Origin of the sequence: Aestuariibaculum sp. M13, assembly GCF_024723255.1 — a bacterium.
GTDB lineage: Bacteria > Bacteroidota > Bacteroidia > Flavobacteriales > Flavobacteriaceae > Aestuariibaculum > Aestuariibaculum lutulentum.
In genome coordinates this window covers 20,200-43,634 of the sequence record NZ_JANIAC010000005.1, presented here as the reverse complement: position 1 = coordinate 43,634, position 23,435 = coordinate 20,200, and the positions used below count along the sequence as shown (strand labels likewise).

Sequence of the window (23,435 nt, the reverse complement as noted above, 5' to 3'; positions counted from 1 at the left end):
CGTCTTTATATTTAACTTTTTATGCTATAACTTTTTTATTTCTTCGTCTATTACAATTCCAATTTCATTTACCTCTTCAATATGCTCTGAAGCGGCATATGATTGCTTAAAGGAATCACAGTATTCTTTGGCTTGCTCTAAACGTGGTTTCTTTAAAGGTACATAAGTTCCTCGTTTAAAGTCGAAACTATTAATTGCTAATTTATAAGCTGAATCCAATCTGTAAAACAGAGCTTCTTCTCTTAAATTAGATCCAGGAAAATCAATTACAAAATTATCGAACGACTTAATAGATGCTTCGTAATCTGAAATTGTATTGTACTGTTTAGCAATTTCAAATGCTTTCTTTTCTAATTTAAAGTCTAATTCTTTTACCAATTCGTTAGCTGCAGATAAATACTCCGACTTTGGAAATTGGTTGATAAACCCTTGTAATTTATCTATCGCTTCTTTTGTTTCCTTTTGATCTTTAGAATAAATAGGCGATCTCATGTAATAACTTTTCGCTGCCAAATAAGAGGTTTCTTCTAACTTCTCACTTTTAGGGTAACTGGTTGCAAAACGCTCTAACTGATATCCTGCTGTATAATAATCTCCAACTTCGTATAACGATTTTGAATATAAATACATTAGTTTTTCAGCCTGAGGTTTCCCTCTATAACTTGCTATAAGTGGCTCAAACAACCTGTTAGCTTTGGCATACTTACCTTCGTTATAAAGTTCTTCTCCCATTTTATACTTTGCCGCAATATCTTCAGACTTTAAGGTTTTCTGATATTCGCTACAAGAGTTTAAAACTGTGATTGTTAATAATAAATAAAGAAATCTTTTCATTTGTTGTTATTACCTGTTTCTATTATCAAATCTTATATGCATAACATAAACATATTTAATTTATTGTAAATATGCATATTTCATTGTTTTAAAACAAGATGCAAAATTAAGTTAATAATATGGATTTTAAAAATATTATTTCACGCTAAAATACTTGAAGCTTTATAGGAACAACAAGGATTAAGTAATATTTAACTTTTGTGTGGTTCAATAGCATCAAAAAGGTCGTAATCCAGAATTAGAGTCCCTTCAGGATTAAAATTTTGTGCCTTTACAAATTTGAAATCGACTTGAACTTCCTTTAAATCATAGGAATGAATTTTATGAACTTCCTGATTGAAGGATTCGTCGTAATAACTTATCATGATAATTAATTCGCCATGAAGCTTTTTTATGGCTTCATTTGAATAATTCGACAACGGACTTTCATCATCCAATTCATGAACAATAGTCCATGTTGTAGGCAAATAATCTATGGCATCTCGTTCCAGGTTTAACAAATAAAAATTATTCTCATAAATTCCTGAATCATTAGGCTGAGATAACATTAAAGTTACCGATATTTTAGGTTGAATCATTACCGATTTCCTATCATTAACCAACCTAAACATGATGGCGCGATGCTGTTTAAAATCTCTTAAAACAAGATATTTACTAAACCTGACTGCTGATCGTGGCTTCGAAAACCGACCATAAATTAAACCGGTTACAAAGGCGAATAACATTAAACCTAAAAAAGATTCAATAGATGCTACCATACCGCTCAACCATCCGTTTGGTGCCAGGGCACCATACCCTACTGTAGTAAAAGTTTGTGTACTAAAGAAAAAGGCATTGAAAAAATCCTGAACCGGACTACCTGATAAGGCAGTGATTTCTTCAATTCCTATTAACAGATAAATTAAAGCGAACAGTGCATTAATTAAAAAGCCTACCAAAAAGGATAGGCTAAAAAAATAAAACCACGAAATATTTACCAAAAAGTGATAGGCTTCGGAAAATTTTCGTGGTTTGTTATGATATTTTAAATTAAAAGATCCATCAGGTTTAAGCATGCGTTTAGCATACTGCGCAGAGGCATTCCCTACTCCCGGATCTTTTATTTTATTTACCACATTAAAAGGTTGCTACAAACGATTTTATTTTAGCTTTTAAAGCATCAGACGCTGGCACTAATGGCAATCTTACAGTGTCTTGACAAAGACTTAAAGCTTCGAAAACACCTTTAATTCCTGCCGGGTTATTTTCTTCAAAAATATAACCAATAACATCCATTAATTTATAATGAAGTTTAAAAGCTTCTTTGGCATTTCCAGCTAACCCTAAACGAATCATTTCTGAAAATTCTCTAGGAAATCCTTGACCAATTACAGAAATAACTCCTGCCCCACCAGCTAAAACAACACCTAAAGCTAAATCATCATCTCCTGAAATAACAGCAAAACCCTCTGGTTTATTTTTTATTAATTCGTAATACTGAGCAATATTATTTCCTGCTTCTTTTACTGCTACAACATTTTCAAAATCTTGAGCTAAACGTAAAGTTGTTGAAACTTCCATATTTTTAGAAGTACGCCCTGGAACGTTATAAAGAATCACATCAATCGGGCAAGCTTCAGCAACTGCTTTAAAATGCTGATAAATTCCTTCCTGAGTTGGTTTGCTATAATACGGAGATACAGATAAAATAGCTGCCATTTGACTTAAATCTGTCGATTTTATTTCTTCTACAACAAGAGCTGTGTTGTTTCCTCCAATACCTAAAACCATAGGCACACGACCATTATTTGCTTTAACTACAGTTTCAACAACTTCCTTCTTCTCTTCTTTAGTTAACGTAACAACTTCTCCTGTTGTTCCACAAATTACAAGATACTCAACACCATTTTCAATATTGAAATTTACAATATTAGTCAAAGCCCCATGGTCCACACTTAAATCTGATTTAAACGGTGTAACCAAAGCAACTCCAGTTCCTAGAAACTTACTATTCATTTTTAAATTTTATTTAATATAGTTAAGTATTTAAAAAGCTCGTTTTCAAACACATCAAATTCATTCAATTTGGTTTTAATAATAAAATCGTTTAAACGTTCATCATCTTGCAAAACACCTATTTTAAATTTTGCTTTCGATAAGGCTGTCATCAATTTTAATTCTAAAATATCATTATTATAAAAGCTTATAAGGGCATCAAACTCTGTTTTTATAAACGCCTGTAATTCTGAATTATTCACAGCGCCCTTCCAACCGAAATCTTTAAAAGTATAACAGACATCCCAGGTGCTTTGCAATTCTATTTCCCGTTCTGAAAAAGCAATTATTTTCACCTTATTAGGACGCACTTTTAGCTTATCGGCTAACTTTCTAAATTGCTCAAAGTTATCCGTCTCATCATAATTAAAGATAACACCTAAACTTTCAATTTTACTGTCGTCAACCCTTCCCTGTCTTTCATTTAACAGTTTGTTTAAGTACTTTTTATTAGATTTTTCTTTAAAACCTTTTAAAATCATTTATCTTTATAATTTGCGCAAAGGTAACAAAACTAGATTCAAAAAATCTACTAAAAATATGAGGTTTACATTTTTAATTTATTTGTTATATATATCACTTTTTATCAGTTGTAAACAGCCCGAATATCACCTAACAAAAATTGAAGGAAAACAAATAGGCATTACAGATAGCCTAAAAAATGTATCTGAAATTGATAGCTTTATAAAACCTTTTAGATCGCATCTTAACAAAGATTTAGATAGTGTTTTAGCTTATTCGGTTGGCACTTACTCCAGAGACGATGGTAAATTCAATACAGCTATTGGAAACTTTATGGCAGATGTTATTTACGAGCAATCCAACCCTGTTTTTAAAAGCAGAACCGGGCACGATATAGATATGGTTTTACTTAGCTACGGAAGTATTCGAACCATAGTTTCAAAAGGTGACATTACCACCAGAACGGCTTTTGAATTAATGCCGTTTGAAAACAATATAGTTATTGTTGCTTTGAAGAAACCTGAAATAGACAAAATGCTTGAATACTTGTGTAAGGCAAAAAAAGCAAATCCATTTTCAAAACTTAAATTAGTAATCGATCAAGATTATAAATTAATTGAAGCAACTATAAAAAATCATAAAATTGAAGAGGACAAAACCTACTACGTAGCCACTCAAGATTACCTTTATAATGGTGGAGATAGCATGACATTTTTCCAACTTAACGATAGTCTTTATAAAATTGATTATAAGGTTAGAAATGCTATTATTGATTACTTTAAGAAAACAGACACCATTAGCCCTACCATTGACGACCGATTTATTCAAATAACACCATAAGCCCTAATCATGAAACGTAGAGATTTTATTCAAAAAACTTCAGCAACTACAGCTTTAATAACTTTAGGCGGTATTGGGCTTCAATCGTTCGCAAACAAAACGAGTACAAAACAAATTACCATACTTCACACCAACGATGTGCATAGTCATATCGATCCGTTTGGTCCTAACGACGGAACCTATCCTAATATGGGAGGCGTTGCCAGAAGAGCCAGTTTAGTAGAATCCATTAGAAAAGAAAACCCCAATACACTCCTTTTAGATGCCGGTGATATTTTTCAGGGCACACCATATTTTAATTATTATGGTGGTGAATTAGAATTTAAACTTATGAGCATGCTAAAATATGACGCTGCCACACTTGGAAATCATGACTTTGATGCCGGTATTGATGGTTTGTATGCGCAATTACCACATGCTAAATTCGATTTTATCTGTTCCAACTACGATTTTTCGAACACCATTATGGATACCCATACTAAACCATATAAAATTTATAATGTTGATGGTATTAAAATTGGAATTTTTGGATTAGGAATTAAACTGAAAGGTATTGTAGACTCCAAAAATTACAAAGAAACAAAATACTTAGACCCCATTGAAACCGCACAAGACATGTCTCGTATTTTAAAAACAGAAAAACAATGCGATTTAGTTATCTGCCTGTCTCATTTGGGATATTATTACAAGGAAAATCCTGATAGGCTATGTGATTTAATATTAGCGAAATCAACCAAAGATATCGATTTAATTATTGGGGGACATACCCATACTTTTTTAGCAAAACCTACAGTTGTTAAAAATAGTGAAGACAAAAATATGCTTGTAAATCAAGTGGGATATTGGGGTATTAACCTGGGACGAATTGATTTTTATTTCGATACAGACAAGAACAAATCTGCCAACGGAACATCGATTATAGTTTAAGCTAAAACTTTGCTTGAATTAAAACTTTTTTCTTCCTGAATTTGCTCCTTGTCTAAAACAGCATGTTTAAACAAAAAGAACAAAGCCACTGTGTATAATATGCGTTCTATAGCTACAAATTCTAAACGATACACATAATATAAATTGATGTAATTCAGGATTACGGAAAAAAACAGGCATCCAACACCTATTAAGAACAGAACGGATAATTTAGTCTGGGTATTTAAATACACTCCAAAAGCCACTAAACCTAGAACAACCAGACTTAAGCTCTTCAATCCGAACAACTGAACTTCTGCTGTGCTTTCCAAAGTTAAATTCAAAATATTATAAATCTGAAATAAAAAGAAAGCAAAAATTAAAAATACACTTATTAAATAAGGCCCCACCAAAGGCTGCACTTCCGATAATTTAAATTTTGGCAAAATCATGATTAGTAAATACATAAAACCTAAAAAGTAAAACACGCTCGAGGCTTTGATTAGCATACCTTCTGTAAAAAACAGACTAGATGTATCTCCTAAAAATGAGAATAGTAAATACGCTATAAAACCAAATTTTAACGATTTGTACTTAGAGAAATAAGCAATCGAAAACAAAGGCACATATAAAAGTAAACTATAGGTAATCAGAGAAGCTTTTGAAGTTAAAACTGCTATACAACTCACAGCAACTAACAACCATAAAGCCAATACAAAGACTTTATCGCCTGTATTTGCAATCCAGTTTTTCATGGTAATTTCATAAGTAGGTTATCCCAAACTTAATAAAATTTCGCATTTCAAACCAAAAACCATACACTTAATCGATGAAATACCGTCAAAATTTTAAAACTTAGCAAACTTTAAACTTAGTGAGTTACCATATTTAACTCTTCCTGATTAACATCTAAGAGTTTTGATTGTCTGTAAAAGAAGTAAAAGCCAACCAAATACAATGTTGTAGATAACAAATTAAGTAAATTACGCTCTCCCATATAATTATATGCCACCCACATTACCTCGGCAAAAACAACACTTAAAACCCCTACGAACATGTATAACGACTTTACATTGTCCTTATAAAAATATGCTAAAAGGGCTGTAGAAAGAAGCAACAATAAAACTATATTATAAACAAGCTCTACATAATACTCATCAGTAACCGAAACATAAGGTTTTACTACACCCTGAAGAAAATACACTATATATACGCTCAACACAGATAAAACTATTAGGTGTATAAAATAATTCTTTATTAAAAACTTTATTTTTATTGATTTAGAGATCTCAAAAAACAAACAGGTATAAGCTAAAATGTACAAGGCATTCCCTAAATAATAATCTATTTTCTTATATAACGTAATGCCTTCAAAAAACACCAGTAAATCGGAAATAGAAAACAAAACCAAAAACAAGGTAAAAAACAACGACCTGTTTTTTACCTTAATAAAGTATGTGATTGTGATAAATGGCAGAATTAATGAACTGGAATAATAAGCCAAATCATCGTGACCTGTAAATTGAAACAGAACAAATAATATGTAAATTAATATAACCAAACCCTCTATTATTTTAGATTTAAGCATAATAGCAATCTAATTCTTTAGGGCAAATATAAACAAATATTACAATTAAACGATAAAAAAGTGCTTTTTGTCGATAAAAAATTATTTAACACCAATCATTTGTAAGAATTGAGACTCTGTTTTTATATCTATATTCAAGCTTTCTGCCTTTTTTAGCTTACTTGGCCCCATTTTTTCTCCAGCAACCAAAAAGCTTGTTTTCGACGAAATTGAACTACTCACTTTCCCCCCATTATCTTCAATAAGCTTTTTAAGTTCATCTCTTGAAACAATTTCAAACACTCCTGAAACCACAATACTTTGCCCTTTTAAAATATCGGTTTGCCCCTGAAGTTGTTCAGCCGAAATTTCCAATTGTACTCCAAAAGATTTCAACCTGTTAATAATATGTATATTTTCTTCGGAAGCAAAAAATGCAAGAACACTTTCAGCAATCTTTACACCAATCTCATCAACATTAACCAATTCATCTTGTGTGGCCTGAGCAATAGCATCAATACTTTTATAGTGCTTTGCTAACTTTTTAGCTACCGTTTCTCCCACATAGCGAATCCCTAAGGCGTAAAGCACGCGTTCAAAAGGAATATTTTTAGAGGCTTCAATACCGTTAATTAAATTTTCCGCACTCTTTTCCGCCATACGCTCCAACGGAATAACCTGTTCCTTGGTTAATTCATATAAATCAGAATAATTACTAATTAGACCCGCTTTAACAAGCAAAGTCACCGTTTCACCTCCTAAACCTTCAATATCCATGGCTTTTCTGGAGATGTAATGCTGAATACGACCAATTATTTGAGGTTCACAGCCATTATAATTCGGACAGTAATGCTGAGCTTCACCTTCCTGTCTCACCAATTCAGTATCACATTCCGGACAATGTGTTATATATTGTGTTGGTTCAGAATCTTCCGGGCGCATCGATAAATCAACTCCTAAAATTTTAGGAATAATCTCCCCGCCCTTCTCAACATACACTTCATCGCCTACTCTAATATCTAATTTCTCTATTTGATCGCCATTATGCAAAGAGGCACGCTTAACCGTTGTTCCTGCTAATTCAACTGGTTCCAAATTAGCCACTGGCGTTATCGCACCGGTACGCCCAACCTGATAGGTAATACTATTTAATCTAGTAGAGACCTGCTCTGCTTTAAATTTATAAGCTATCGCCCATCTTGGTGCTTTTGCAGTATACCCTAGTTCTTCCTGTTGCTGTAAACTATTTACTTTAATAACAACACCATCAGTTTCATAAGGTAGATTATGGCGCTCCTCATTCCAGTAATCAATAAACTCTAAAACTTCTTCAAGAGAATTGGTCAATTTCGCTGCATTAGGCACTTTAAACCCCCATTGCCTTGCTTTTTCTAAACTCTCGAACTGAGAACCAACTCCCAAATTGCTTCCGGTTAAATTATACAACAAACACTCTAACGGACGCTTAGCAACTTCGGCACTATCCTGAAGCTTTAAACTGCCTGAAGCTGTGTTTCTCGGATTTCTATAGGGTTCTTCACCAATTTCGATGCGTTCCTCATTCATTTTATTAAACCCTTCGAATGGCAGAACAATTTCACCTCGAATATCGAATTTTGATGGATAATCACCTTTCAACTCCAAAGGAACCGACTTTATCGTACGTACATTAGCCGTTACATTATCTCCTTGAAACCCATCGCCACGAGTTACTGCTTTTATTAACTTCCCTTCTTCGTAGGTTAAACTGATGGAAGCACCGTCGTACTTTAACTCACAGGTATATTGAATATCGCCATCAACCAACTTTTTAATACGGGTTTCCCAATCCTGTAAATCTTCTTTTGAATAAGAATTATCTAACGAATACATGCGATACTCGTGCGCAACCGTTTCAAAATTTTTAGTTACAGCTCCGCCAACACGATGCGTAGGCGAATTAGCATCAAAAAACTCAGGATGTTTAGCTTCTAAATCCTGAAGCTCTTTTAGTTTTAAATCGAAATCGTAATCTGAAATTACAGGATTATCTAACACATAATAATTGTAGTTATGCTGATTTAATTCTTCTCTAAGTTTTTTTATCTGTTGTTCTATAGTCATAGGTAATTCTCTAATTCTTTTCTCCTTTAATCATTCTATCTTTTTTGAAGATATCCTGTTTCAATTGAATATTTACAAAATTATTTGTGGTCAACAAATGAATCATTTCTCGACCTAAAAATTCATTAATCTCAAAAAACAATGCGCCCTGTGGCTCTAAGTTGGTACTCGCATATTGAGCAATAGCCTTATAAAACAGCAATGGATTTTCATCCTTTACAAACAAAGCCAGATGTGGTTCATTATTAAGCACATTTGGTTTCATGAGTTGTTTTTCCTGCTCTCGAACATATGGCGGATTAGACACAATTATGCTGAACTTCTCATTTTTAAAAGCATCACTCCAGGTTTCAGAATTTAAAATATTGGCTTCAATAAATTCTATCGAAACATTATTCAACTCCGCATTCTGTTTTGCCGTACTTAAAGCTCCCAGACTTACATCTAAAGCATACACTTTAGCAGTGGGGATATTTTTAGCCAACGAAATAGCGATACAACCACTTCCTGTTCCAATATCCAAAATATTTAAAGTTTCATGATTTAATTTTGGCTGATGCTTAATAATCCACTCTACCAACTCCTCGGTTTCAGGACGAGGAATTAAAGTATACGGATTAACCTTAAAAGGCAAACCAAAAAACTCAGTCTCTCCAATTATATATTGAATAGGTTGCTCATCCTTTAATTGCTCTAAAGCTTCTAACATTTTCGCACCATTTTCAACCGATGCTTCAGAATCTATAGCTAGCTTAATTCGGGTCATGCCATAAAAGGACTCTATCAACAAAAAAAAGAAACTATCGACTTCTTCTTTTCCGTAAATAAGGTCTAATTCCTGGTGATACTGCTGTTGTATTTCCTTTAATTTCATAATCTGAAAGCACACGGCGTGAGTTTAAAAATCAATATTCACAAAGTTAAACCAATAAATACCAACTGGTTATTTTAACCAATAACCATAGTACTTTACTAACTTTAAAATGTTAATTTTGCGCAAGTGAAGATACTTAAATCTTAAAAAAAAGACCATGAAACGCCTTATAATCTTATCAACAATATTAATCTCCTTTTTAAGTTGCTCAGTTAAAGAAAAACCAGAGTTTTTAAGAGTTGAAAATATTCACGTTACCGAATCGAATGCAAATCATATTATCATAAGTGCCGATGCACTGTTTCTAAACCCAAATATAATTAGCGGAGCTTTAGAAACCGATGAAATTAAAATTTTTGTAAATGATAATCAAATGGGAAAAGTTTCTGCTGAACGATTTGATGTCCCGGCCGAAAAAGAATTCTCAATTCCATTACGTGCCGAAATTCCAACAGACAGCCTTTTTAGTGATAAAAGCTTAAGCGGACTGCTGGGAAGTATTTTTAGTAGAAAAGTAAAAGTGCAATATAAAGGCGACATCACCTACAGAGTCTTTGGGTTTTCATATACTTATGCTTTAGACAAAACCGACAATATAAAAATTAAATAAGTTACTTTTTGAAAACGCACGAATACTACATAAGACGCTGCATTGAAATTGCCAAAAACGGATTAGGCTATACACGACCAAACCCTATGGTTGGCAGCGTAATTGTGTATAACAATAAAATTATTGGTGAAGGTTTTACAAGTGCTTATGGCGGCAACCACGCCGAAGTTAATGCGATTAATTCGGTTAAGGATAAAAACCTGCTAAAAGAAGCTACCATATATGTAACCTTAGAGCCTTGCTCACACTATGGCAAAACACCACCATGCAGTGATTTAATCATAAAACACGAAATCCCCAAAATAGTAATCGGGTGTTTAGATGATAATATTCTGGTTGCAGGAAAAGGCATTGAAAAACTAAGAAATGCTGGTCGACATGTTACTGTTGGCATTTTAGAACAGGAATGCAAAGAGCACCACAAGCGTTTTTTTACATTCCATAACAAAAAGCGTCCTTATATTATTCTAAAATGGGCAGAAACTGCAGATGGTTTTATTGCTCCTCAAACCAAAGACGAACAAAAACCTGTTTGGATAACCAATACATTTAGCAGACAATTAGTTCATAAATGGCGCGCCGAAGAACAGGCTATTCTAGTCGGCACAAATACAGTTTTACAAGACAACCCAAGTTTAACTACCAGAGATTGGACAGGTCAACATCCTATCCGAGTTGTTTTAGACGCTGAAGCCAAACTCCCTAAAAATTTATCTGTATTTCGTAACGAAGCCAAAACCATTACCATAACTAAGGAAAACATTGATTTTTCAGAAAATATAGCACAACAAATAACCGAATTGCTTTATAAAGAAAACATCACTTCCATTATTATTGAAGGCGGCGCTAAAACCCTTCAAACGTTTATAGATGAAAACCTTTGGGATGAAGCTCGCATTTTCACAGGCAGCACAACATTTAAAGCAGGAACTAAAACACCTAAGTTTTCAGGGAAATTAATTTCTGAAGAACATATTATTAACGACACATTAAAAACTTACACAAATGATTAATACCCTTATATTCGATTTCGGGAACGTTTTCATTAACTTAGATATTGAAGGCAATTTACAATACGCCTTCGAAAAATTTAAAATCGATAACTTTTCAGATGAAATGTTAGCTTTCAATAGTTTTTACGAACAAGGCTTAATTTCTACCGAAGAACTACTTGAATTTTACAGCGACAACTTTCCGCATCTGTCAAACCAAGAATTGATTGATATCTGGAATTTTATGCTGAAAGATTTCCCAAAACACCGTTTAGAATTTCTTCAGCAATTAAAAAAAGAAGGTAAGTACAAACTCATCTTATTAAGCAATACCAACGATCTACATATCGACTGGATTAAAGAGCAGTTTCCGTTTTTCGAAGAGTTTAAAAACTGTTTCGATCAGTTTTATTTATCACATGAAATTCAATTAAGAAAACCTAATAAAGACATTTTTGAATTTGTCTTAAACGAAAACAAACTAAAGGCCAGCGAATGCTTCTTTATTGATGATAATACCGACAACTGTAAAACTGCAGAAACCTTAGGCATTAAAACCTGGAACATCAATCCGAAAACAGAAGATGTCTGCACACTATTCAAAACGGAAGCCAATATATTTTAATTGATTTGGACAATTCAGATTTATACAAAACCATAAAAGCACCTGTTGAAGGCATATTATACAAAGACAAAAACAGCAAGTTTTTCGGTTATGCTTTCCCCGTTTCTAATGAAGAAGAAATTAAAGAACACATTGAAACCTTAAAAAAAGAACACCATTCAGCAAGACACTGGTGTTACGCCTATCAAATAGGCACTGAAAATATTAGCTACAGAGCAAATGATGATGGCGAACCGAGCAATTCTGCAGGCATGCCCATATACGGACAAATTCAATCTTTCGAGGTTACTAACACTTTAATTGTTGTTGTTCGTTACTTTGGCGGTGTAAAATTAGGTGTTGGTGGATTAATTAGCGCATACCGAACCACTGCACAAATGACACTTGAGGAAGCCAAAATTATTGAAAAGACAATTAATAAAGATTTCCTTATCACTTTTGACTATAAAAACATGAATACAGTGATGCGTATTATCAAGGAAAAAAACCTGAACATTATGCATCAAAAATTAGAATTAGATTGCCAAATTACCATCTCGGTAAGGAAGACCGAAGCCGATTCTGTTTTTAACACCTTCGATCACCTTTTTGAAATAAAAATTTTAGAAATTTAGACTACTTCTTAATAGCATCTAAAATGTACTGCGGAGCCCGTATGGGGCGGTTAGTTTTCATATCGATAAACACCAAAGTGGTACTAGCCGTTGTTAAAAGTTCTCCTGCCTCATTTGTTATTTCGTAATTAAATTCAATTTTTGCAGTTGGCACTTTAACCACTTCAGTTTTTACATTAATTACATCGTCGTAACACGCTGATTTTTTATAATTTACAGTCATCGAAACAACAGGTAACATGACGCCATTTTCTTCCATAGACTTATATGAAATCCCAAGTTTTCTAAGCCATTCAATACGTCCCATTTCCAGATATAATGCGTAATTTCCGTGATAAACCACTCCCATTTGGTCTGTTTCTCCATAACGCACTCTAATTTGTATTTCGTCGATTTTCATAAGGATTATTAAATATTTTTTTGTAGTTTCGGCAAAGGCTCGAGCATGAGTATTTTTTTATAAAAATTCAATACCTTTTTGATTTTTTTTTTAAGAATTTTGTTCACATATTTGCCGAGCCAAAGAACAACACAGAGAAACTTTTTTCTCGATCACAAAACTACTAAAACCCACGAAATAAACAATGAGTAAAACTGCGCAAACGGTATGGAATAATTGTCTAGAATTCATAAAGGATAACATCCAACCGCAAGCTTACAAAACTTGGTTTGAACCAATCATCGCAGTTAAACTCACAGACAACGCCCTAAGTATTCAAGTACCAAGTAAATTTTTCTACGAATGGCTTGAAGAACACTATGTTAAGATTCTAAAAGTATCTTTAACCAAAGAGTTGGGAGAAAAGGCCAAGCTGGTTTACATTATTAAAATGGAAAACACCTATGGCAACAAGCAACCGTTTACTGAGAAGATTCCGAGTTCAAACAGAAGTGCTGTAAAATCACAGGAAGTTGACATTCCTTTAAAGAACAAAAACCCTGAATTACGTAATCCGTTCGTTATTCCAGGAATTAGAAATGTTAAAATTGAATCGCAATTAAATCCTAATTACAGTTTTGAAAACTTTTTAGAAGGAGATTCTAACCGTTTAGCTAGAAGTGCCGGATTGGCGGTAGCGGCTAAACCCGGAGGAACATCGTTTAACCCCCTACTTATTTTTGGTGGTGTTGGTTTAGGAAAAACCCACCTTGTACACGCTATTGGTGTGGATATTAAAGATAAGTATCCGGAAAAAACAGTTCTATATATCTCGGCTGAGAAGTTTACCCAACAGTATATTGATTCGGTTAAGAAAAATAATAGAAATGATTTTATTCACTTCTATCAAATTATTGACGTGTTAATTATTGACGACGTTCAATTCCTTTCTGGTAAAACAGGAACTCAGGATGTATTCTTCCATATCTTTAACCACTTACACCAAAACGGTAAACAGGTTATTTTAACCAGTGATAAAGCACCAGTAGATATGCAGGATATTGAACAACGTTTATTATCTCGTTTTAAGTGGGGACTTTCGGCAGAATTACAAACACCAGATTTTGAAACACGTGTTTCTATCGTAAAAAATAAATTATATCGTGATGGTGTAGATATGCCAGACGAAATTATTGATTACGTAGCAAAAAATATTAAATCGAATGTACGTGAGCTTGAAGGTGCCATCATCTCTTTAATTGCTCAATCTTCTTTCAACAAAAAAGAAGTAACTATTGATTTAGCACGCATTGTTGTTGAGAAATTTGTTAAGAATACCAAACGTGAAGTATCTATTGACTACATACAAAAAGTAGTTTCTGATTACTTCCAGATGGATGTAAGCACCTTACAATCGAAAACAAGAAAACGTCATATCGTACAAGCCAGACAATTAGCTATGTTTTTTGCGAAGAAATTTACAAAAGCATCGTTAGCTAGTATTGGTTCTCAAATTGGGAAACGTGACCACGCGACGGTATTACACGCTTGTAAAACCGTAGATAATTTAACATCAACAGACAAACAATTTAAAAAGTATGTTGATGATATTACAAAGAAACTGTCTGTTTAAAAACCTTTTTAAATGACTAAAATATTAATGGTTTGTTTGGGCAATATTTGCCGTTCGCCATTAGCCGAGGGGATTTTAAAATCCAAACTTCCTCAAAACACCTTTACAGTAGACTCCGCCGGAACGGCTAATTACCATTCCGGCAGTCAACCTGATCATCGCTCTATAGCCGTTGCTAGAAAATACGGATTAAATATTTCAAATTTAAAAGCACGTCAATTTGTTGTTTCAGATTTCGATCGTTTTGATTATATCTATGTCATGGATGAATCAAATTACCAAGATGTCATCTCCTTAGCTCGAAACGAAAGCGACAAAACAAAGGTTCTGTTTATTTTAAACGAAACATATCCTAACGAAAATTACCCTGTTCCCGACCCGTATTACGGAGGAAATGAGGGTTTCGAAAACGTCTATAATATGTTAGACGAAGCCTGTTCTATAATAGCTAAAAAACTTAATTAAAGTGAATACCAGAGGCGTTCTATATTTAATTCCAACCACATTGGGCGATAATGACCCTATGGACGTTTTGCCGCAAACCGTAAAACGTGTTATTGAACAAACGAACACGTTTATTGTTGAAAACGATAAAACGGCCAGACGCTTTATTAAAAAAATAACACCGGAAAAATCGCAGCCAGGCTTAAAAATGTTTCACCTGAACAAATTTACCGACCCTGCCGATTTACCTAATTTTATAGAACCTTGCCTTAACGGAACCAATGTAGGACTGCTATCGGAAGCCGGATGTCCTGGCGTTGCCGATCCTGGTGCCGATATTGTTAGTTTGGCACATAGACACAATATTAAAGTTGTTCCTTTAGTTGGTCCTTCTTCCATTTTAATGTCTGTTATGGCTTCCGGAATGAACGGACAAAGTTTCGCTTTTAATGGCTACTTACCTATCGACAAAGGCGAACGTAAAAACGAAATTAAACGATTAGAGCGCTTATCTTTGGATTATAATCAGTCGCAATTATTTATTGAAACACCATACAGAAACAATAAAATGCTGGAAGATTTATGCCAAATTCTTGAAAGTAACACGCAGATTTGTGTGGCTTGTGATATTACTTTGGATACCGAATTTATAAAAACACAATCTGCAGCTAGCTGGAAAAAAAATATCGTAGACCTTCATAAAAGACCTACGATATTCATAATTCATAAAAGCTAATATAACCTTTAAATTGCTTTTGCTTTCTTGTTAGGTTTTAGCGAAGAGGTATCATAACCTGAAAACTTTTTCATATAATACGCTACGTTTGTACCATAGCTGTCTTCAAAGTTATCCAAACCGTAACTTCTTAAATACTTCTTTACACTTCCAGGACCGGCTAAATGTGCCGCTGCTAAAATTCCTGATTCTGTAACCAAAATACCATTAATTCGTTTTCCAACAAAATTCTTGATGTCTCTACGAAGCACCCATTTGTTACGCTCTGCATTAGCGATAAATGCACGCTCTTGTAATTCTGGATTGTTTAAAAACTTTTTAGGATTGTTAATTCCCAATAATTTCAATGTACCTTTTCCAAATTGATATTTACCTAAATACCCTAAAGTATTCACAGTAAAATAATCGCCGCCAGACTCTTTAAAACCAACGGCTTCTTTAAATCCTACAAAAGATTTCCCCAGATAAGGAGAAAACGTTTTGTTCACATCGTTCGACGCCAAAACATTATCTTTAATGTCTTCGTCCGGACTTACAGTATAATTTAACTCTAAGCCAGCTGTTGAGTATTTACCTAAATTTACCGTTTCATCTGTTGTAAACGATAAGGACAATAGAATACATATTGTAACACTTAGGGCAATAAAAGTTGCAATACTTTTTCTCATAAACTTAAATTTCTTCAGCTCGGTAAAATGTACCTAATGAGCTTGAAAATTCAGCGTGCAAAATTATAAATTTTATTAATTATTTCAAAATTAATCGTTTATCTACTTTTTTTAGATGTAGAATAGATGAAATGCACATCCATTTTTATTAATTTCTAATGTAGGAAAAGGTATTTTTATTGTGTTAAAAACCTCAAAAACAGTTCGTAACAACTGTGACTTAGTTTGTAGCTTACTCAAGTCTACATCAAGACTTAAATAGTACTGACGATACCTATTGTAGTCTGGTAAATTTAAATTATTTTCTTCTGAAACGCCAGATAACATCCCATCAGCGCCATATCCAAACGCTAGATTCAGCCATTTCGGAAGCTTACTTTCTTTAAAAAAAGAACTTAAATTAACACTTAACCAATAGGTTTGTCCGTTATAATCTTTTAAAACACGTTCAAAAAAACCGTTTCCCAGTTTATCAGAACGTTGTGAAGCATACATTGTTTCATGATAAGAAAACTTTAACAGTATACGTTGCTCATTCCAAAGCAGTTGCTGCCCAACATACAGTCCGGTTCCAGAGGCATTCGCGATAATATCTCCCCAGGAAAAGCCCCATTCTTCGGAAAAACCATCGAGAACCTCAACGGCAGTAAGAAACCCAAAACCTAAAGTAGAACCGTAAATTAACTGGTCTTTTTCACTCGCGCCACTCCAGCTTAAAAGGTCCGCCCCAAACTTTCCTATTTGATACGATGTAAAGACGTGCCCCATTTTATCCATTTGGAGCCATTCCTTATTATCATTTATGGTGTGAAATTTAGAACGCTCATAATCGGCATACCATAACTGGTTTAAACCAACCAATGTAATTCCTGCTAAAGAAGCCTCGCTTATTACAACAGCATTTCTTCTGGATGTATTTAAAGTATCGCTTGGGGTAAGAAAACGATTTGTAGCAGATTGTGCAAAAGACAAAAGGCTAACACATAAAAAAAGTATTATATATGTTAGCCTTTTGTCTATCATTTAAGTTTTATGTATTATTTATTGATACCTTGGGAAGATAAATAACGCTGATATTCTCTCGCATTGGCATTATGCTGAGATAAGGTCTTTGCAAACTTATGAAACCCTAAATGCTGAGCATCAGCAGCGAAATACAAATAGCTATGCTTCTCAAAGTTTAAAACCGCATCAATCGCAGAAATATCAGGCATGGCAATTAATCCTGGTGGTAAACCTGCATTTTTATACGTGTTATAAGGTGAATCTATTTCTTTATGAACGTTAAGTACACGCTTTATCACGGTGTTTTTATATTCTGGTAATTGATAGGCTGCAAACTTTAACGTCGGGTCGGCTTGTAATGGCATCCCGATACGTAATCTGTTCATATACACCCCAGCAATTCTTGGTTGTTCACTGGCTTGTTTAGACTCTTCGTAAACAATAGACGCCAGTGTCATCACTTCCGCTTGCGATAAACCAATAGCTTTTGCTTTAGCTTTACGCGAATCGTTCCAGAAACGATTATACTCAGTAAGCATCCGCTCTCTGAATAATTTTGCAGATGAATTCCAGAAAAACTCATAACTATTCGGAATATACATACCCAAAGCTGAAGCCTTACTGAATTTATTTTCAGATAAAAATGCAGCATCATTCATGGCTTCAACCAGCGATGTACTATCAGCTTCAATTTGAGAACTGATTCGTCCTGCTAACTTTTCTAAACTTTCCTGATTGTTAAAAGACAAAGTAATAGGCAAGTTTTTGCTTCGTATCGAGTTGATGATATCATTATTACTCATTCCTCTTTTGATAGCGAAACGACCGGCTTTTAAATTAGTTGTGTACTTTTTTTGTTTTGCCAACACGTCAAAAGAGTCTATATTTTCTAACAAGGTCTCTAACTGTTCTCTAACCTCTGGGTAAGTGGCGTTGGTTCTTACATATATATAAGCAGTATCGTTATTAAATGCTGTATTTGGCTTTAACATGGTGTTGTAAACAAAATAAGCAAAGTATGCTGCGCCAACCAAACCTAATAATGCTATGGCAACAAGTATTTTTTTTAAGTACATTTAATTATTTATAAGCTGAAATAAATATTCGTTTTTAAAAGATCCGTTAAAGTGAATCCAGTCTTTTTTAAGCCCAACTTCTTTAAACCCTTGTTTGGTAAAAAGGTTGATGCTCGCTTGGTTATCTTCTGAAATATTACAATATAACTGATGCAAATCTAAATGTGTGAAACAATAATTAATCAATAATTTTAAAGCTTCACTACCAATACCTTTTGAGCGATCTTTCGGTTCCTTAACCAAAATACCAACTCCGGCACGTTTATTTTTAAAATCAAAGTCGAACAAATCTATCAACCCTAAAGCTTCATTTTCGTAATTACAGATAACCAGACGCAGTTGTTTAACCTCAAAAATATCTTTGTGAGCCTGCTCTAAATACTGTTTGATTAAATATTTAGAATACGGTGTTTGTGTGCAACTTAGTTCCCAGATAGATTCGTCGTTTTCAATAGCATGAATAAACTCTAAATCTTCAGGTTCCAGAGCACGTAAATAAATATGTTCTCCTTTTAAGGTAATCATATTGTTCCTTTGAAAACGTAGGTTGCTGGCCCGATAAGCCAAACGTTTTTGTAAATACCATTCTCCACATCGAAACTTACCTGTAACTTTCCGCCTTCTACATTTAAATTAATTAAAGTACTGTCAGTTTCTCCTAATGTATGCATCGCAATGGCCACAGCTGTTACACCGGTTCCGCAAGACAAGGTTTCGTCCTCTACCCCACGCTCGTAAGTTCTAACTCGAAAGGTATCGTTATTAATCTTCTTTACAAAGTTAACGTTAGATCCTGCCTGATTATAAGGCTCACCATAACGAATTTGGGCTCCTTTAGTTTTAATATCGAAATTTTCTATATTTTCTTCAAACTGAACATGGTGTGGCGACCCTGTATTTAAAAACACATGGTTTTCGTACTGTTCCACAGTATCAACATCTAACATTTGAAGTTTTACAATTCCGTCTTTAATTTCAGCGTGATGTAACCCATCAATGGCCTCAAAAACAGCATGTTCTTTTATAACACCTAAATCTTTAGCAAAAGCCACTAAACAACGTCCGCCGTTCCCACACATGGTGCTTTCGTTTCCATCGGCATTATAATAGACCATCTTAAAATCTAAATCGGGATGGTTTTCCAATAAAATTAATCCGTCTGCACCTATGCCAAAACGTCTGTCACATAAAAACGCGACGCGTTTGGTATCGTTTTTGTCGAACGTTTGCTGACGATTATCAATCATCACAAAATCGTTTCCTGTTCCTTGATATTTATAAAAAGTCTGTTGCATAATAGAGGGCAAATATAGGAATAATTAACCGTTTTTTCACGTGTTAAACCCGAGTTAAAATTGACGTTAAAAATCGTTAAAACAAAAAAAGGAACTCAATAAATAATTAATTTTAATCGTTCTTAAATCAGATTTTAATTGCTAAAATCTTCACCCAACAAAGGTTAAACCTCTCAAAAACAAACCTGGCGAACATTTTGGCATTTATTGAATATTAACTAAAATAGATGATAATTATGAAGAAGATTTTCTCATTAGTATTAGTTTCAGCATTAGGAGGCGCTTTAACTCTAGGTGCCTACAAACTTTTTTTAGAGCCTGAAAACAAAATAGAAATTACAGCAGACTCTAATCCATCATTTTTACCAACAAGTAATATTAGTAATGTATTTAACACTGCTGCTGAGGCACCCGATTTAACAACGGCGGCCGAAAACACGGTTAATGCGGTTGTTCACGTTAAAAACGTGACCATTAGCACCGGACAAATGACGTTTCAGGATTTATTTTTAGGAAGAAGTCCGCAACGTGCACAAATGGGAACTGGCTCCGGAGTAATTATTAATGCCGATGGATACATCATCACTAATAATCATGTGATCAATAATTCAGATAAACTAACGGTAACTTTAAATAACAACAAAACTTACGATGCCGAAATTGTAGGTTCTGATCCTAAAACCGACATTGCCTTGCTTAAAATTGATGCCGATGAAGACTTACCTTATGTTACTTTTGCGGATTCAGACCAGGCTAAAATTGGCGAATGGGTATTGGCTGTGGGTAACCCTTTTAACTTAACTTCAACAGTTACAGCTGGTATTATTAGTGCAAAAGCCAGAGATTTATCGGGTAATTCTACACAGTCGTTTATCCAAACCGATGCCGCTGTAAATCCAGGAAACTCAGGTGGCGCCTTAGTGAATACCAATGGAGAGCTTATTGGTATTAATACTGCTATTTCGTCTCAAACAGGTTCTTATATTGGATATTCGTTTGCAGTTCCAAGTAATATTGCCAGACGTGTTATTGAAGACATTATGGAATACGGCAATGTACAAAATGGTATTTTAGGCATTACCGGAGGTGCTTTAAACAGTGCTGCTGCAACCGATTTAGGTGTTAATGACACCGAAGGTATATATGTTGCTGGTGTGGTTGAAGATTCTGGTGCCGATAAAGCCGGCATTAAAGAAGGTGATATTATTAAGGAAATAGACCGTATTAAAGTTTCTAAATTCTCCGATTTAACAGGACACATAGGTGCAAAACGTGTTGATGATATTGTGGAGCTTAAAATTTCCAGAGATGGTGAACTTAAAACCGTTAATGTAAAATTAACAAGAAACGAAACTTTAAATCTGCCTTTAGTTGGTATGGTTAAAAATGCTAAAAGAGAAGATTTAAAATCTGTAAACGCTACCAATGGTATTAAAATTATTGAATTAAATAAAGAATATGAATCGTACTGGAAGAAAAACGGTGTAGATGAAGGTTCTATTATCACATCCATTAACGATGTAAAAATAAATACTGTTGATGATGCACAGGAAGCTATTAAAAACAGATCGTCTTATGAACCGCTTCGCATTGAATTAATCAATTCTAAAGGAGAAAAAGAACGTTACAACTTCAGATAAAAACATTTAAATAATAATTGTCATTTAGCCTCTTAAAAAGTCTTTTTTTAAGAGGTTATTTTTTTGTTAAAATAGCTTACGAAAACGTTTGAAATATGATACTTTTGCCGAAACATTTATAAAAACTAAACTATCTCAAAGATGTCTTTTAACAAAAACTATGAAAAGGAATTAGCCTTTCAAGCAGATCGTAGAAGAGCCACCGTAGAATTCATTAAAATTGTAAGCGATTTATGGTACGACAAGTCTATAGAACTTGTTCTTTTTCGCAACCAACTAATCGACAGAAACGTTAGTCAAATTTTAAATCTGCACGAATACGCAGGTAAATTTGTTCAAAAACCAATCTCTATTTTCGATTCTGTTGAAATTGCACAAGCCATTAAATCGCTTGACATTGCCCCTGCTAAATTAGACATAGGTAAACTAACCTATGAATATCATTTAGAAGACACCAAGTACAACAACGCCAGCAGTTTTATTGCCGATAAACTAAAGGATGCCAACAAAAATGGTTCGCTGCTTCCTAAAGATGTCATTCTTTACGGGTTTGGAAGAATTGGTCGTTTGGTAGCTCGTGAAATTCTGGCTCGTACAGGAAAAGGTAGTCAGTTAAGATTAAGAGCCATTGTAACTCGTGGATCAATTGATGCTCAGGTTCTAGAAAAAAGAGCTGCCCTTTTACGTAACGATTCTGTACATGGTGAATTTTCAGGAACCGTATCGGTTGATGCAGCTAACAATGCGCTAAGCATTAACGGAACAACTGTAAATATTATTTCAGCTAATACACCTGAAGAAATTGACTACACTAAATACGGCATTAACAACGCTTTAGTGATTGATAATACCGGTGCTTTTAGAGATGAAGAAGCTTTAAGCAGACATTTAAAATCGAGAGGTGTATCTAAAGTATTATTAACCGCTCCAGGAAAAGGTGTTCCAAATATTGTTCACGGTGTTAATCATTTAGATTACGACCCAAGTAAAGTTGATATTTTCTCTGCAGCATCTTGTACTACCAATGCCATTACACCTGTTTTAAAGGTAATTGAAGATACTTATGGCATTAAACATGGTCACCTTGAAACCATTCATGCTTATACTAACGACCAGAATTTAGTCGACAACTACCATAACAAATACCGTCGTGGTCGCGCAGCGGCATTGAATATGGTTATTACTGAAACTGGTGCAGGAAGCGCTGTTGCCAAAGCTTTGCCTGAATTAGAAGGTAAATTAACATCGAACGCCATTCGTGTTCCTGTTCCAAATGGTTCGTTAGCCATTTTAAATCTTGAATTAAAAAATAAAACTTCTGTTGAACAGATGAACGCCACCCTAAAGAAATTTGCTTTAGAAGGCGATTTGGTTGAACAGATAAAATACGAATTAAGCGACGAGCTTGTTTCAAGCGATATTGTGGGGTGTTCCGCTCCATCTATTTTCGACAGCAAAGCCACTATTGTTCGCTCTGATGGAAAAAATGCCGTGCTTTATGTATGGTACGATAACGAATATGGATACAGTCATCAAGTTATTAGACTTGCAAAATACATAGCGAAAGTAAGAAGGTATACTTATTATTAGTTGAAATTAAACCTATGACTAACAAAAAAGCCTCACTATAGTGAGGCTTTTTTGTTAGTATGGTATGTAAAACCATTTTATTGTTTTCGATAAATTTTCAATAACCAAATTTTCACCTTGAAAAAATGCAGTGTATTCAACGACATCTTCAACTCCATCAATCAGTTCATATTGATTTCCTGCCTTTCTCCATTTATTTAATTCAAAACCTGTACTGTTGCAAATTTCAGGTGTTGTTTCATAATTTTTAAAATCTCCTGTTGTAGTAAAATCGTAATTGATTATTAAATAAGTATACTCTGAACAACCCAGTTGTTCGGCTTTTTCTCCATTAGAATATATTTCGATGACTTGCCAATTACCAATTATTCTATCCTTTGTATCATCACTCGAACAAGAATTAAAAAGTATAAGGAATACAACAAATAAAAAGAATGTATTTTTCATAAGTAGGTTTTTAAATTGTAACAAAGAAACAAAATTTACTTACAAAACAATAATTAACTTA

Annotated in this window: 26 protein-coding genes; 11 read left to right on the top strand and 15 right to left on the bottom strand. The window is 34.0% G+C overall.

Annotation, left to right across the window (positions count from 1 at the left end; all coding sequences use genetic code 11):
- Positions 1-24 precede the first annotated feature (24 nt).
- From NO995_RS15600 to NO995_RS15585, 4 genes are all read right to left on the bottom strand, one after another.
- Positions 25-834: an outer membrane protein assembly factor BamD gene (locus NO995_RS15600; protein ID WP_258228314.1), complete on the bottom strand. Its 810-nt coding sequence runs from the start codon at positions 832-834 to the stop codon at positions 25-27.
- A 191-nt stretch (positions 835-1,025) separates the two neighbouring features.
- Complete coding sequence (locus NO995_RS15595; protein WP_258228313.1) at positions 1,026-1,949, bottom strand: ion channel; 924 nt, start codon at positions 1,947-1,949, stop codon at positions 1,026-1,028.
- Position 1,950: 1 nt separating this feature from the next.
- Entirely contained in the window at positions 1,951-2,829 is an 879-nt protein-coding gene (dapA, locus tag NO995_RS15590) for a 4-hydroxy-tetrahydrodipicolinate synthase (RefSeq protein ID WP_258228312.1), read from the bottom strand.
- A gap of 2 nt (positions 2,830-2,831) precedes the next feature.
- The gene (locus tag NO995_RS15585) at positions 2,832-3,350 is read right to left on the bottom strand and encodes a DUF6913 domain-containing protein (RefSeq protein ID WP_258228311.1); all 519 of its coding nucleotides are present in this window, start codon (positions 3,348-3,350) and stop codon (positions 2,832-2,834) included.
- Positions 3,351-3,408: 58 nt separating this feature from the next.
- On the opposite strand from NO995_RS15585, the gene NO995_RS15580 reads away from it, so the two are divergent.
- Together NO995_RS15580 and NO995_RS15575 are read left to right on the top strand one after the other, a co-directional pair.
- Positions 3,409-4,170 (top strand): 5'-nucleotidase C-terminal domain-containing protein, encoded by a 762-nt coding sequence (locus NO995_RS15580; RefSeq protein WP_258228310.1) that lies wholly within the window; start codon positions 3,409-3,411, stop codon positions 4,168-4,170.
- A 9-nt stretch (positions 4,171-4,179) separates the two neighbouring features.
- Positions 4,180-5,097 carry a bifunctional UDP-sugar hydrolase/5'-nucleotidase gene (locus NO995_RS15575; RefSeq protein WP_258228309.1) on the top strand — a complete coding sequence of 306 codons (918 nt, stop codon included), beginning with the start codon at positions 4,180-4,182 and terminating at the stop codon, positions 5,095-5,097.
- On the opposite strand, the gene NO995_RS15570 is transcribed toward NO995_RS15575, so the two are convergent.
- From NO995_RS15570 to prmC, 4 genes are all read right to left on the bottom strand, one after another.
- Entirely contained in the window at positions 5,094-5,831 is a 738-nt protein-coding gene (locus tag NO995_RS15570) for a hypothetical protein (protein ID WP_258228308.1), read from the bottom strand. The two genes, NO995_RS15575 and NO995_RS15570, sit on opposite strands and share 4 nt — an antisense overlap.
- Before the next feature lie 116 nt (positions 5,832-5,947).
- Positions 5,948-6,664: a hypothetical protein gene (locus tag NO995_RS15565; RefSeq protein ID WP_258228307.1), complete on the bottom strand. Its 717-nt coding sequence runs from the start codon at positions 6,662-6,664 to the stop codon at positions 5,948-5,950.
- 81 nt (positions 6,665-6,745) lie between these two features.
- Positions 6,746-8,746 (bottom strand): NAD-dependent DNA ligase LigA, encoded by a 2,001-nt coding sequence (gene ligA, locus NO995_RS15560; RefSeq protein ID WP_258228306.1) that lies wholly within the window; start codon positions 8,744-8,746, stop codon positions 6,746-6,748.
- A 10-nt stretch (positions 8,747-8,756) separates the two neighbouring features.
- Positions 8,757-9,620, bottom strand: a complete 864-nt coding sequence (gene prmC / locus NO995_RS15555; RefSeq protein ID WP_258228305.1) for a peptide chain release factor N(5)-glutamine methyltransferase — start codon at positions 9,618-9,620, stop codon at positions 8,757-8,759.
- Positions 9,621-9,777: 157 nt separating this feature from the next.
- Here prmC and NO995_RS15550 point away from each other — a divergent pair, with 157 nt between their 5' ends.
- The 4 genes from NO995_RS15550 to NO995_RS15535 are packed head-to-tail and all read left to right on the top strand — an operon-like array spanning position 9,778 to position 12,461.
- Positions 9,778-10,230: a hypothetical protein gene (locus tag NO995_RS15550; RefSeq protein WP_258228304.1), complete on the top strand. Its 453-nt coding sequence runs from the start codon at positions 9,778-9,780 to the stop codon at positions 10,228-10,230.
- Positions 10,231-10,238: 8 nt separating this feature from the next.
- Positions 10,239-11,243, top strand: coding sequence for a bifunctional diaminohydroxyphosphoribosylaminopyrimidine deaminase/5-amino-6-(5-phosphoribosylamino)uracil reductase RibD (ribD, locus tag NO995_RS15545; RefSeq protein ID WP_258228303.1), 1,005 nt, complete (start codon positions 10,239-10,241; stop codon positions 11,241-11,243).
- Complete coding sequence (locus NO995_RS15540; RefSeq protein WP_258228302.1) at positions 11,236-11,847, top strand: HAD family phosphatase; 612 nt, start codon at positions 11,236-11,238, stop codon at positions 11,845-11,847. Before ribD ends, NO995_RS15540 begins: the two co-directional genes overlap by 8 nt.
- A 5-nt stretch (positions 11,848-11,852) precedes the next feature.
- A complete protein-coding gene (locus NO995_RS15535) occupies positions 11,853-12,461 on the top strand; it encodes a YigZ family protein (protein ID WP_258228301.1) in 609 nt (202 codons plus the stop codon).
- A 1-nt stretch (position 12,462) separates the two neighbouring features.
- Here NO995_RS15535 and NO995_RS15530 read toward each other — a convergent pair whose 3' ends face one another.
- A complete protein-coding gene (locus NO995_RS15530; protein ID WP_258228300.1) occupies positions 12,463-12,861 on the bottom strand; it encodes a thioesterase family protein in 399 nt (132 codons plus the stop codon).
- Between the two features lie 184 nt (positions 12,862-13,045).
- Between NO995_RS15530 and dnaA the strand changes: the two genes are divergently transcribed.
- The 3 genes from dnaA to NO995_RS15515 are packed head-to-tail and all read left to right on the top strand — an operon-like array spanning position 13,046 to position 15,653.
- Entirely contained in the window at positions 13,046-14,473 is a 1,428-nt protein-coding gene (gene dnaA / locus NO995_RS15525; RefSeq protein WP_240573403.1) for a chromosomal replication initiator protein DnaA, read from the top strand.
- A gap of 12 nt (positions 14,474-14,485) precedes the next feature.
- Positions 14,486-14,938, top strand: coding sequence for a low molecular weight protein-tyrosine-phosphatase (locus NO995_RS15520; RefSeq protein ID WP_258228299.1), 453 nt, complete (start codon positions 14,486-14,488; stop codon positions 14,936-14,938).
- 58 nt (positions 14,939-14,996) lie between these two features.
- Entirely contained in the window at positions 14,997-15,653 is a 657-nt protein-coding gene (locus NO995_RS15515; RefSeq protein WP_258228543.1) for an SAM-dependent methyltransferase, read from the top strand.
- Positions 15,654-15,661: 8 nt separating this feature from the next.
- Here NO995_RS15515 and NO995_RS15510 read toward each other — a convergent pair whose 3' ends face one another.
- From NO995_RS15510 to dapF, 5 genes are all read right to left on the bottom strand, one after another.
- On the bottom strand, positions 15,662-16,321 hold the full coding sequence (locus tag NO995_RS15510; RefSeq protein WP_258228298.1) for a peptidoglycan-binding protein LysM: 660 nt from the start codon (positions 16,319-16,321) through the stop codon (positions 15,662-15,664).
- 111 nt (positions 16,322-16,432) lie between these two features.
- Complete coding sequence (locus NO995_RS15505; protein ID WP_258228297.1) at positions 16,433-17,344, bottom strand: YfiM family protein; 912 nt, start codon at positions 17,342-17,344, stop codon at positions 16,433-16,435.
- 14 nt (positions 17,345-17,358) lie between these two features.
- A complete protein-coding gene (gene mltG / locus NO995_RS15500) occupies positions 17,359-18,402 on the bottom strand; it encodes an endolytic transglycosylase MltG (RefSeq protein WP_258228296.1) in 1,044 nt (347 codons plus the stop codon).
- The gene (locus tag NO995_RS15495; RefSeq protein WP_258228295.1) at positions 18,403-18,927 is read right to left on the bottom strand and encodes a GNAT family N-acetyltransferase; all 525 of its coding nucleotides are present in this window, start codon (positions 18,925-18,927) and stop codon (positions 18,403-18,405) included.
- Entirely contained in the window at positions 18,924-19,697 is a 774-nt protein-coding gene (dapF, locus tag NO995_RS15490) for a diaminopimelate epimerase (protein WP_258228294.1), read from the bottom strand. Before dapF ends, NO995_RS15495 begins: the two co-directional genes overlap by 4 nt.
- A gap of 236 nt (positions 19,698-19,933) precedes the next feature.
- Here dapF and NO995_RS15485 point away from each other — a divergent pair, with 236 nt between their 5' ends.
- Positions 19,934-21,337, top strand: a complete 1,404-nt coding sequence (locus NO995_RS15485) for a trypsin-like peptidase domain-containing protein (RefSeq protein WP_258228293.1) — start codon at positions 19,934-19,936, stop codon at positions 21,335-21,337.
- A gap of 141 nt (positions 21,338-21,478) precedes the next feature.
- Positions 21,479-22,927, top strand: a complete 1,449-nt coding sequence (locus NO995_RS15480; RefSeq protein ID WP_258228292.1) for a glyceraldehyde-3-phosphate dehydrogenase — start codon at positions 21,479-21,481, stop codon at positions 22,925-22,927.
- Positions 22,928-22,981: 54 nt separating this feature from the next.
- On the opposite strand, the gene NO995_RS15475 is transcribed toward NO995_RS15480, so the two are convergent.
- Complete coding sequence (locus tag NO995_RS15475; protein WP_258228291.1) at positions 22,982-23,374, bottom strand: lipocalin family protein; 393 nt, start codon at positions 23,372-23,374, stop codon at positions 22,982-22,984.
- Positions 23,375-23,435 lie beyond the last annotated feature (61 nt).